Source organism: Streptococcus sp. FDAARGOS_520 (assembly GCF_003812685.1).
GTDB classification, from domain to species: Bacteria; Bacillota; Bacilli; order Lactobacillales; family Streptococcaceae; genus Streptococcus; species Streptococcus agalactiae.
Window position 1 is genome coordinate 17,846 of record NZ_CP033810.1, and the last position, 12,329, is coordinate 30,174.

Consider the following 12,329-nt stretch of genomic DNA (forward strand, 5'->3'; position numbering starts at 1 on the left):
AAAAGCCCCACGCTCAAATTTTGGTCAAGGAGAGCGTGAGGCAAAACTGTATAAGAAATAAGCATTAAATGGCTCGTTTTCTTGTACCTATTTTAGCAAATTTAGAAAGGTTTAGCAATGGCGTATTTCCGTAAACGCGACAACGGGTGGGAGTATCGAATATCGTATAAAGATATAACTGGTAAGTACCGACAAAAATCAAAGAGCGGTTTTAAAACAAAGAAACAAGCTGAACTTGAAGCAAATAAGATAGAGATAGAATTATCTAAAGGATTTCAAATAAATAATAATATAGAATTTTGTACTTACTTTAAAAATCGGTCTGAACTTTATAAAAAGCCAAATGTAACTGCTACTACTTGGGATAAGTACAACTATACTTTGTCTAAGATAAAAGGGTATTTCGATAAAGCCAAGTTATCATCAATTAAACCAAGTCATTACCAAAAATTTATTAGTGATTATTTAAACCAGTACAACTGGCAAACTATTAAAATGATAAATACTCACATCAGACAATCAATAAAAATGGCTATCCATGAAGGTTATATTACTAAAGATTTCACTGCTTTCGTCGTCCTTCCGAAACCAGATGATAGTAACGTAGATAGTAAATTTTTAGAGCTATCAGAATATCAAAAATTAATTTCAGAGACTAGTAATGAAGTGAAGTATAAGTCGCATTTTTGTATTTATTTAATAGCAACAACTGGATTAAGATTTTCAGAGGCTATGGGATTGACTTGGAGCGATATAGATAGAGATGAGTTGCTACTACATGTCAACAAGACTTACAAAGTGTTTGGAAGTGATAAAGGATTTCAACCAACTAAAAATAAACACTCAATTAGATATGTACCAATAAATAACACAACTATCAAATTGCTAGATCAATATAGGTTGTTATTCAAAACAGAAACAAGGATATTTGAAGGAATATCAAATACAGCTGTCAACAAGACACTAAAAAAATTAGTTGGCAGAAATATACACATTCATTCCCTAAGACATACTTATGTGTCTCATTTAATATCAGAAGGAATCGACTTGTTTGCTATTTCCAAGATAGTTGGACACAAAGATTTAAATATCACACTAAGCACGTATGCTCATTTGCTGGAAGATACAAAAAACAAGAACAATGAAATTATTAGGGAATTATTTGGGGCGAATTTGGGGCATAAACTAATATAAACCCTATAACATAAAGCTTTACGGAGCATCTATTATCCATCTTAAGGGAATCGAACCCCTATCCCAAGAACCGGAATCTTGTGTGATATCCATTACACTAAAGATGGTAGTACATGTTACATTATAGCATACTTTATCAACAAAAACAAAAAGACTTGCTAAAGCAAGTCTTTTAATTATTATAATTCAATATCACCGAATAAGTCAGCCATAGAGAATCCAGTTTGTGTTTCTGGAAGCTCGTAGTCGCGTTTTTCTTGACGACGTGGACGACGTGGACGTGATTGACGTTTTTCTTCTTTTTCACCTTCTGCTTGCGCTGGACGCTCTTCAAGAGCTTTCATTGAAAGTGATACACGTTCTGCATCTGAATTAACTTCAAGAACTTTAACAGTAACTTCTTGTCCTGCAGATAATACGTCTTTAGGATTTTCAACACGTTTGTGTGAAATTTGTGAAATGTGTACGAGTCCATCAATGCCAGGTAACACTTCAACAAAAGCACCAAAGTCAGTCAAGCGTTTTACTTTACCTTCAATAACATCACCAGCAGCAAGTTTTTGTTCAACGCCATCCCATGGGCCAGGTGTAGTTGCTTTAAGTGAAAGTGATACACGACCAGCTTCTTCATCAATTGAAAGTACTTTAACTTCAACTTCTTCACCAACAGTTACAACTGATTTAGGTGAAACATTGCGCTCATGTGATAATTCAGTTACGTGTACAAGTCCATCAACACCACCAAGGTCAATGAAAGCACCAAAGCTTGTTAAACGAGCAACTTTACCAGTTACAACTGAACCTACTTCAATGTTTGAGAAAACTTCTTTACGTGCTGCAGCTGCAGATTCTTCAACAACTTCACGACGTGAAAGGATGAAGCGATTTTCTGCTGCATCAACTTCTTTGATTTTAGCATCAAATTCTTGTCCAACAAATTTTTCAGTGTTACGTACAAAACGAGTATCAATCATTGAAGCTGGGATGAAACCACGAAGTCCTTCAAATTCAACTGAAAGTCCGCCTTTAACAGCACGTGTACCTTTAACAGTAACAACTTCACCTTCACGACCAACAAGTTTGTCCCATGCTTTACGAGCTTCCAAGCGTTTTTTAGATACAAGGAAAGTTACTGTATCAGTATCTTTACCTACAACTTGACGAAGAACAAGTACTTCAACTGTGTCGCCAGCTTTAACAAAATCATTGATATCAGCATCACGATCGTTAGTCAATTCACGAAGTGTCAAGACACCTTCAACACCAGTACCATCGATAACAACGTTTGCTTGACCGTTATCAACTGTTAAAACTTCCGCAGTGACAACGTCACCAGGGTTCACTTCGCTAACACTGTTTAGCAAATCTTCAAATTCATTCATTCTAAAAAATCCTCCAACAAAAGCTAGCCGAGCTAGCTTTTGATAACAATATATTTTCTCAAGGTAACCCGCAAGGACAACAAATATCTCTTTGACGGTGTCAAACAAAAGTTTGATACCTTTGACTGGGGTAGCTGGATTCGAACCAACGCATGAGGGAGTCAAAGTCCCTTGCCTTACCGCTTGGCTATACCCCAAATAATGGAAAGAGAGGGATTCGAACCCCCGAACCCGAAGGAGCGGATTTACAGTCCGCCGCGTTTAGCCTCTTCGCTATCTTTCCGTAACAACACTGACTATTCTACCACAGATGTTGTTAGCACGCAAGCTTTTTAAATAAATATTAGCGATTAAGATTATATTCTTCAATAATATTTCCCATAGCTTGATCTAAATTTTTATAGAATCCACTCACTTGCTCACCTTTAATCACAGCAAATTTAGAATCTAGCTCTGCAATTTGACCTACAATTTTTTTTCCAATAACGAGTTGGTATCCATCAACCTTAGTTCCATTAACTGTTACTTGAGCGTCTGAAATTTGAATTTCAATTTTCTTATCTTTTTTACTCACTATTAACTCCAATATCTCTTTTATTGTTTTTTATTGTACACAAAATACTAAAAGCTTGCAAGAGCAAGCTTTTAGTATAGACTTAATCTACTTTATAAATCCACCCTTCTGGTGCTTCAACATCACCAAACTGGATCCCTACTAACTCATCATATAGTTTACGTGTCGCTGGACCAACTTCTGTCTCACTGTAGAAGACATGGAAGTCATCTCCGTTTTGAATTCCTCCAATTGGTGAAATAACTGCGGCTGTACCACATGCGCCAGCTTCTGTGAATTTATCTAATTCGTCGACAAAGACATCTCCTTCAATCGCTTCCATACCAAACCTTTCTTTAGCAAGGTAAAGCAATGAATATTTAGTAATTGAAGGTAAAATTGAAGGACTCAAAGGGGTGATAAACTGATTATCTTTAGTAATTCCAAAGAAATTAGCTGCTCCAACCTCTTCAATTTTAGTATGTGTCGCTGGATCAAGATAGATAACATCTGAAAATTGTTTCTCATGAGCGTATTTCCCAGGAAGAAGACTAGCAGCATAGTTACCACCAACTTTTGCAGCTCCTGTACCATTCGGTGCTGCTCTATCATATTCTTTGGAAACAATAAAGTTAGTTGGTGTTAAACCACCTTTAAAATAACTACCTACTGGCATTGCAAATACCGTAAAAATATATTCTTCAGCAGGTTTAACTCCAATAATATCTCCCACACCAATTAATAAGGGACGAATGTATAATGTTGCCCCTGTACCATACGGTGGAACAAACTCCTCATTAGCGCGTACAACAGATTTAACCGCTGCAATAAATTTGTCTGTCGGAACATGTGGCATTAAAAGACGATCTGCTGTTCTTTGAAGTCGTTCTGCATTTTGATCTGGACGAAATAACTGAATAGAGCCATCTTTAGTTCTATAAGCTTTCAATCCTTCAAAAGCTTGTTGCCCATAGTGGAGGGCAGGAGAACTTTCTGAAATATGTAGCGTTGCATCATCTGTCAACTTGCCATCATCCCATTTCCCATCTTTAAAATGCGAAATGTATCGGAATGGTAATTTTCTGTAAGCAAAACCTAAATTATCCCAATCTAAATTTACTGTCATAAGGTACCTCTTTCTTTGGGTTTCTAACTATTGTACGCTATTATCATTATTTTTTCAATATTATTTGTAAAATTCAGAAAAATTACCAAACTAGTAAAAACACAAATGTGTTTTACTTAATTTTAACTGAGAATACTTCTTCGTCAGAAATCTTATCAGATACAAAAGAGCCATTACTTGTACGTTCAGAAAAACTCCATTGACTTAAATCAACATCGTAAACTTTTCCTGTTTTAGACATAATCTCAAGTACGAAAGTATCTCCTTCATGATTCGATACTGAACTAAATAAATCAAATTCAAAAGATGAATCCTCTAAATATACAGGTCCTGCTTTAAAAACGCGATGCGGTTTGGATTTCAATTCACGAAGAACTTGAAGTCCTCGATTAGCACGACTAGTTGTGGGGATAACATCAATGGCCATTCGTTTAAGACTTCCTCTATGAGTTAATAAATATAAACTTGTGGTGTTAGCTATAAATGCAGATACGATGTGATCACTATCTTTTAAATTCATCGCTTTTACACCTGCGGCTTTACTACCAACGACTGGTACATCATTTATACTAAATCTCAACGCATAACCATTATAAGTGACAAGTATAACATCCTCTAATTGGATAGGAGCAACAGTCACAACGTAATCATCTACATTTTTTAACTTAGCATATTTAGCTGTTTTTGACTTATATGTCCGCCATGGACTGATTTCTTGACGTTCAAAACGCTTTATTTGCCCTAATCTAGTGACAGCAAAATAAGTTTCTTTAGTAAAATCATCTACTAATTCAGCATAAATAATTTCTTCATTTGAAGCAAAGTTAACAAGATTTTGTGATAAATGTTCACCAACGTCTTTCCATCGAATATCAGCTAATTCATGAACTGGACGATAAGCAAGATTACCAAGGTTAGTAAACATCAATAAATGTTGGGTAGTCTTTGCATTGCTCACAAATATCAATTCGTCATCTTCTCGCTTACCAAGTTCATCAACAGTTGATGCATTGAAAGAGCGAGGACTGGTGCGTTTTACATATCCGCCTCTAGTAACACTGACGTATGTGTCCTCTTCGATAATTAAACTTGCAGTATCGATTTCAATAGTTTCAGCTAATTCTTGAAGTTCAGAACGTCTAGTATTGGCAAATTTCTTTTTGACCTCACGTAACTCACGTTTCATTACGTTATACATCGTACGTTCATCACTAATAATTGCCTTAAGCATTGTGATTTGTTGACGAAGTTCTTCTTCTTCTTCTCTCAACGTCACAATATCAGTATTTGTGAGACGATATAATTGCAATGTGACGATAGCCTCTGCTTGGGCTTCTGAAAACTCATAGCTGACCTTCAAATTCTCTTTCGCATCAGCTTTATTCTCAGAAGCACGAATTAATGCAATCACTTCATCCAAAATAGAAAGAACCCTAATCAGTCCCTCAACAATATGGAGACGTTTTTCGGCTTTTTCTTTATCAAATTTTGAACGAGCAATAATAATTTCTCTTCGGTGAGCGATATAGCTAGTTAATATTCTTGATAGACCCACCTGCTTAGGGGTGTAGTCATCAATAGCAACCATATTGAAATTATAATTCACTTGTAGGTCTGTATATTTAAAAAGATAATTTAAGACAATTGTTTCATCGGCTTCTTTTTTGAGCTCAATAGCGATACGAAGACCATCTCTATCAGACTCATCACGCACCTCTGCTATTCCTGGAACTTTATTATTAACACGAACATCATCGATTCGTTTTACTAAAACTGACTTATTAACTTCATAAGGAATTTCAGTAACAATAATTTGTTTCTTACCACCTTTTAAGGTTTCAATAGCAGTTCGCGAGCGAACCGCTACTCTCCCCTTACCAGTCTCATATGCCTTACGAATTTCATCTTTTCCTTGAATGATAGCGCCAGTTGGAAAATCTGGACCAGGTAGAAATTCCATTAATTTATCTAATTTAGCTTTAGGGTGATCAATCATGTACACGACAGCATCAATGACTTCTGCTAAATTATGTGGTGGAATATCTGTTGCATAGCCTGCAGATATTCCTGTTGCTCCGTTGACTAAAAGATTGGGAAAGGCAGCTGGTAAAACAGTTGGTTCTTTCTCTGTATCATCGAAATTCCAGGCAAAGGGTACGGTATTCTTATCAATATCTTGAAGAAGATAACCAGCAATTTCTGATAGACGGGCTTCCGTATAACGCATAGCCGCCGCAGGATCTCCATCCATAGAACCATTATTTCCGTGCATTTCAATCAATGTCTCACGATTTTTCCAATCTTGAGACATACGAACCATCGCGTCATAGATAGAGGAATCCCCATGAGGATGGAAATTCCCCATAACATTACCGACTGATTTTGCAGATTTGCGAAATCCCTTTTCAAAAGTATTACCATCTTTATTCATTGAATAAAGGATTCGACGTTGAACAGGTTTTAAGCCATCACGAATATCCGGCAACGCCCGTTCTTGAATGATATACTTAGAATAGCGCCCAAAACGCTCTCCCATAATGTCCTCAAGGGACATATTTTGAATATTAGACATATTTTTAATTTTCTCCTAGTTGGAGTGGCTTAGTATTATTTTTCCACTTATTTGAAATGAATGATTGGCTCTCTTGTCTAACGCATACAATATTACTTGTACACTATAAAACATGAATAACCAAGACTCTTTATTAAAATACTGTATTCTCTTCTAAAGTAAACTTGACATTATCTTCAATCCATTGGCGTCTTGGAGGAACTTTATCACCCATCAAGACATTAACTCGACGTTCTGCTCTTGCTAAATCTTCAATTGTTACACGAATTAATGTCCTTGTCTCAGGGTTCATAGTGGTTTCCCACAATTGATCGGCATTCATTTCCCCAAGCCCTTTATATCGTTGTAATAGTGAGCCTTTACCAAATTTTTGTCGTAATTCTTCTAACTCTATATCCGTCCAAGCATACTCAACAATTTCTTTCTTACCTTTTCCTTTTGACATTTTATACAAAGGTGGCAAAGCAATATAGACATGTCCCTCTTCAACAAGAGGTCTCATATAGCGATAAAAGAAAGTTAATAATAGTGTCTGAATATGAGCTCCGTCAGTATCAGCATCGGTCATAATGATAACTTTATCATAATTAATATCGTCAATATTAAAATCAGGACCAACACCTGCACCAATGGTATGGATCATTGTATTAATTTCTTCGTTTTTTATAATATCAGCCATCTTTGCCTTAGCTGTATTCAATACTTTTCCTCGCAACGGTAAAATAGCTTGAAACTTTCTATCACGACCTTGCTTAGCAGAGCCACCTGCAGAGTCTCCTTCGACTAAATAGAGTTCATTTTTCTTAGCATTTTTTGATTGTGCAGGGGTTAATTTTCCAGAAAGTAGACCTTTATCTTTTTTCGACTTTTTCCCATTTCTACTTTCATCACGAGCTTTACGTGCAGCTTCACGCGCATCACGTGCTTTTATTGCCTTACGGATTAAATTAGATGCTAAATCTCCATTTTCCATAAGAAAGTAAGTTAACTTTTCAGAAACAATACCATCAACAATTGGTCGTGCTAAGGGACTTCCTAGTTTATCTTTAGTTTGGCCTTCAAATTGCAAGTGCTCCTCAGGTACAAGAATAGATAAAATGGCTGATAGCCCCTCACGATAATCAGAACCTTCAAGGTTTTTATCTTTTTCTTTAAGAAGTCCTGTTTTACGTGCATAGTCATTCATAGACTTTGTAATAGCTGATTTCAAGCCAGTTTCATGTGTTCCACCATCTTTAGTACGAACATTATTGACAAAAGAAAGAATATTATCTGAAAAACCATCATTATACTGCAAAGCAACTTCGATATGAAATTCTTGTTCTTCACCTTCGAAAAACATGATTGGTGTCAACGTTTCTTTATCTTCATTTAAATACTCTACAAAATCTTGAACACCGTTTTCATAATGAAATTCTAGATGCTCTGCTTCTTCTGAACGATTATCTGTTAAGGTTAAAGTAACATTTTTTAAGAGAAAGGCAGATTCCTTTAAGCGCTCTGCAATTGTATTAAACTTAAAATCTATCGTTGAAAATACTGACTGATCTGGCATAAAGCTGACAGATGTCCCAGATTTTGATTTTGGTGCCGTGCCGATTTTTTTCAGGGTTGTAACGGGCTTACCACCATTTTCAAAACGTTGTCTGTAAATAGCTCCGTCGCGAATGATTTCAACTTCTAACCAAGAAGACAAAGCATTAACTACAGATGATCCAACACCATGGAGACCACCTGATGTTTTATAACCACCTTGTCCAAATTTTCCACCTGCATGAAGCACCGTGAAGATGACTTCAACAGTAGGTTTTCCCATAGCATGCATTCCAGTTGGCATACCGCGTCCATGGTCTGTAACAGTTATACTCCCATCTTTGTTAATAATAACATCAATGCGATTTCCAAAACCTGATAGAGCTTCATCAACTGCATTATCTACAATTTCCCACACTAAATGATGTAAACCAGTTCCATCTGTGGAACCTATATACATCCCTGGACGCTTACGAACAGCATCTAATCCTTCTAAGACTTGAATAGCATCGTCGCCATAATTCGTCACTGTTATATCTTGTTTAGCCAAAGTGACCTCCAAATTTTTTCATCTTTTTTATATTACAAGTTTTTTGCTGTTTTTGCAAAATTATTTTTTTAAAAATAGCAAAAAGACTTTTATGCTTATGTTATAATAAGGGTATGAGTATTATAATTATGATTATCATTGCCTATCTGTTAGGCTCTATCCAAACTGGACTTTGGATTGGTAAATATTTTTACCAAGTCAATCTTCGTCAACACGGTAGTGGTAATACTGGCACCACGAATACCTTCCGTATTTTAGGTGTAAAAGCTGGCATTGTCACTTTGACTATTGACATTTTAAAAGGGACTCTAGCAACACTTATTCCTATCATGTTAGGTGTAACGACAGTATCTCCATTTTTTATCGGTTTTTTTGCTATTATAGGTCACACTTTCCCTATTTTTGCACAATTCAAAGGTGGGAAAGCCGTTGCTACAAGCGCTGGGGTTTTGCTAGGATTTGCACCTTCTTTTTTCCTTTACTTATTAGTTATCTTTTTATTAACGCTTTATCTTTTTAGCATGATTTCGCTATCCAGTATTACAGTAGCTGTCGTAGGTATCCTGAGTGTCTTAATTTTTCCATTAGTAGGTTTTATATTAACGGACTACGACTGGATATTTACCACTGTGGTTATCTTAATGGCCCTCACGATTATTATCCGACATCAGGATAATATCAAACGTATTCGAAAAAGGCAAGAAAATTTGGTTCCGTTTGGCTTAAACCTAAGTAAACAAAGAAATAAATAATAAAAAACCGCTAGTAGCGGTTTTTTATTATAAGACTAACAATGTTTCGAGAGTAGATTTCCCTTCTAATTTAACCAATCAATCTCATTTATTCCTTCTTCTTCTAAGAAATGATTTGTTCTAGAAAAAGGTCTGCTACCAAAGAAGCCACGATAAGCAGATAGGGGACTCGGATGAGGACTCTCAATAATATGATGAATAGGATTATCAATTAGCGACTTTTTCTTTCGAGCATAGCCACCCCACAGAATAAAGACTACTGGTGTTTCCTTTTGGTTAACCACTTTGATGACAGCATCAGTAAAAGGTTCCCATATAAGCCCAGCATGACCATTAGCTTGGTGTTCTGGAACTGTTAAACAAGCATTCAATAGCAGCACTCCTTGTTGCGCCCATGATGTTAAGTCATGATGTGAACGTGACCCGATATCTTCTGCTAATTCTTTTAGAATATTTTGAAGTGAAGGAGGAGCTGGTAAATTGTCTGGAACAGAAAATGAGAGTCCTTGAGCTTGTTGAGGGCCATGATAAGGATCTTGGCCAATAATAACTACTTTTACGTTTTCTAGTGGTGTTATCTGTATGGCATTGAACACCTTACCTCTTGGAGGATAAACGATTCCGCTTTCGTAAACTGCATCCATAAATGTATTAATTTTATTGTAGTAATGATTGGGTAGTTCTCTTTTTATTAAATCATGCCAACTAGAATGTTTCATTTATAACTCCTTACTTTTAGATATCTGTATTACTAGTATAGCAATATTTTATAAAAAACGTTACTGCTTTATTCATTCAAAGCAGTAACGTTTTTTTATTAATCTTCGTCCTTAAGACCTAGAGCCAAATCAGATAAGGACACTGGTCTAGAATTTTCTTCTTTCAAAGAAGTATTTATAATGTTTAAAGAAGTATAAACATCAATAAGGATTCCAAATACATGTGCACGTTCATCACCTAAAATTGCTTGAAAAACCGTCTGTGATTGACAGAATTCTAAAAGATTATCTAAGCCCTTAATCCATTCTTCTACAATAGCCAGAGCCTTATTCATGACTTTAAATGATGATTCATCATACCAATAAATAGAACGAATCAGTTTTTTTTGCTTACTCAAAGCTTCTATTTTAGAAAGTATCTCACCTAGTTCATTCTGTACAATAGCAATAGAAAAATGTTTCCCCAGTAAAGATGGGGTTTTTTCTACTAATATAATTTCATCACGAAACAAGGTTAAATAATGAATGCTGACTAACAATTTTTGAATTAGCGCTTGGTGATCGTGTGTTTCAGTTTCTCTCATACTCAACCATCCTTACTATTTCTGACTGGTAAAACTATACGTAGCTTACTTTAAATATACCATATCACTATTGAAATCGCAAAAATAAGATGAATAATTTTATAAAATAAATATTATAAGGTTTTAACTTCGTCTACAAATAATTGATATTGACTTTGTAACAAATCATTAGCCTCTTGAGTAAAATGCAATCCATCACTAGTTAAATGATAATTTAGATTACCATCCTTTGATAAAAATCTATTAATATCTAACAGTGGAATCTGATTTTGATAACAAAATTCTGTTAGCCATTGATTGATTTTCTCAATATCTGCATTATTGACAGTTTCTCTAAAAAGGGTGTAAGCAATAGTTGTCAATCTCATCTTTATTTTATTCTCAGCTAATAATGAGTAGAGTTTTTGGAAATTGCTGAATATTTCTTCCACACTATAACCTGTAATGAGATCATTTACCCCTATAGAAACAAAAGCCTCTGTTACATTAGCTGTCAAAAAGTTAGGTAAGTTTTCCAACATCGTTGCTAATGTTACACCACCTTGGGAATAATTATGGTAATTTTCTAGTGAGATAGATATCGTTTTTGAATCACCTAAAATTATCTTTGAAGCTTCTCTATTGAACAAACGACTATAGCCTTCTTTATAAAAAACTTTATTCTCTTTTTCCCTAATGGCATAATCGAAAAAGAGGTGACCGATGACGTGGATAAAATCATCTCTCGTATCAACATCTAATGAAAATTCCTTTGCCATTTGATAAGCATATGTCCTAGAGGTGAAAAAGCTTTTTTCCCTTAAGTAAGTTTCTTTATTAGAAATAAAAATAGCACCGTTCGGATAGTATAAAGGTTGTAAATCTTGGCGACGATAACCTTTATCTGCTCCCACCATATCTATAGCATAGCCTTTATCAGACAATGTCGTAAACAGACCAGGGTGTTTCTCAACTTCAGAAAAACTTACAACATTGTCAACATCATGTGAAGAATAATACTCCATTGCTTCCTTTATATGCCATGATTTTCTTAGTGGAGAGGTTACTTGAAGTAACACAAACTCCTGATTATCTTCATAGTCAGATAAAAAATCTTTTAACATATCATACGAAGTTGCCTGATCAGTTGAAAGTTCCGGTTTTCTCATCACCACTGAAATACCGCGTTCTAAACAAATCTCTCTGTACAATTCTGAATCTGTACTAACAAAAATATCTTTCTTATCAAACATTCCAGATTCAATTGCAGCATCTATAGTATGGAAAATCATGGGTTTACCTGCTAGGAATAACATATTCTTATCTGGTAATCCTTTTGACCCTGATCGCGCAGGAATAATACAAATTGGCTTCATAACATATCC

At 35.4% G+C, this 12,329-nt stretch carries 10 protein-coding genes and 3 tRNA genes; 2 read left to right on the forward strand and 11 right to left on the reverse strand.

What is annotated here, in order from left to right:
- Positions 1 to 117 precede the first annotated feature (117 nt).
- Complete coding sequence (locus EGX96_RS00110) at positions 118 to 1,194, forward strand: tyrosine-type recombinase/integrase (RefSeq protein WP_000323186.1); 1,077 nt, start codon at positions 118 to 120, stop codon at positions 1,192 to 1,194.
- Positions 1,195 to 1,229: 35 nt separating this feature from the next.
- Here EGX96_RS00110 and EGX96_RS00115 read toward each other — a convergent pair.
- From EGX96_RS00115 to parE, 8 genes are all read right to left on the reverse strand, one after another.
- Positions 1,230 to 1,301: transfer RNA gene (locus EGX96_RS00115), tRNA-Arg, on the reverse strand.
- A 72-nt stretch (positions 1,302 to 1,373) separates the two neighbouring features.
- Positions 1,374 to 2,576, reverse strand: coding sequence for a 30S ribosomal protein S1 (rpsA, locus tag EGX96_RS00120; RefSeq protein ID WP_001001614.1), 1,203 nt, complete (start codon positions 2,574 to 2,576; stop codon positions 1,374 to 1,376).
- Between the two features lie 125 nt (positions 2,577 to 2,701).
- Positions 2,702 to 2,773 (reverse strand) — tRNA-Gln (locus EGX96_RS00125).
- Between the two features lie 5 nt (positions 2,774 to 2,778).
- A tRNA-Tyr gene (locus EGX96_RS00130) sits at positions 2,779 to 2,859 on the reverse strand.
- A gap of 60 nt (positions 2,860 to 2,919) precedes the next feature.
- Positions 2,920 to 3,150, reverse strand: a complete 231-nt coding sequence (locus EGX96_RS00135) for a DUF2969 domain-containing protein (protein ID WP_000037098.1) — start codon at positions 3,148 to 3,150, stop codon at positions 2,920 to 2,922.
- Between the two features lie 82 nt (positions 3,151 to 3,232).
- Complete coding sequence (locus EGX96_RS00140) at positions 3,233 to 4,255, reverse strand: branched-chain amino acid aminotransferase (RefSeq protein WP_000217780.1); 1,023 nt, start codon at positions 4,253 to 4,255, stop codon at positions 3,233 to 3,235.
- 112 nt (positions 4,256 to 4,367) lie between these two features.
- Entirely contained in the window at positions 4,368 to 6,827 is a 2,460-nt protein-coding gene (parC, locus tag EGX96_RS00145) for a DNA topoisomerase IV subunit A (RefSeq protein WP_000065529.1), read from the reverse strand.
- A gap of 133 nt (positions 6,828 to 6,960) precedes the next feature.
- Positions 6,961 to 8,910, reverse strand: a complete 1,950-nt coding sequence (gene parE, locus EGX96_RS00150; protein ID WP_001118432.1) for a DNA topoisomerase IV subunit B — start codon at positions 8,908 to 8,910, stop codon at positions 6,961 to 6,963.
- A gap of 113 nt (positions 8,911 to 9,023) precedes the next feature.
- On the opposite strand from parE, the gene plsY reads away from it, so the two are divergent.
- Positions 9,024 to 9,662 (forward strand): glycerol-3-phosphate 1-O-acyltransferase PlsY, encoded by a 639-nt coding sequence (gene plsY / locus EGX96_RS00155; RefSeq protein WP_001877125.1) that lies wholly within the window; start codon positions 9,024 to 9,026, stop codon positions 9,660 to 9,662.
- Positions 9,663 to 9,727: 65 nt separating this feature from the next.
- On the opposite strand, the gene EGX96_RS00160 is transcribed toward plsY, so the two are convergent.
- From EGX96_RS00160 to neuA, 3 genes are all read right to left on the reverse strand, one after another.
- The gene (locus tag EGX96_RS00160) at positions 9,728 to 10,381 is read right to left on the reverse strand and encodes a uracil-DNA glycosylase (protein WP_000682958.1); all 654 of its coding nucleotides are present in this window, start codon (positions 10,379 to 10,381) and stop codon (positions 9,728 to 9,730) included.
- A gap of 98 nt (positions 10,382 to 10,479) precedes the next feature.
- Positions 10,480 to 10,965, reverse strand: coding sequence for a hypothetical protein (locus EGX96_RS00165; RefSeq protein ID WP_001209321.1), 486 nt, complete (start codon positions 10,963 to 10,965; stop codon positions 10,480 to 10,482).
- 113 nt (positions 10,966 to 11,078) lie between these two features.
- Positions 11,079 to 12,320 carry an N-acylneuraminate cytidylyltransferase gene (gene neuA / locus EGX96_RS00170; RefSeq protein ID WP_000802348.1) on the reverse strand — a complete coding sequence of 414 codons (1,242 nt, stop codon included), beginning with the start codon at positions 12,318 to 12,320 and terminating at the stop codon, positions 11,079 to 11,081.
- Positions 12,321 to 12,329 lie beyond the last annotated feature (9 nt).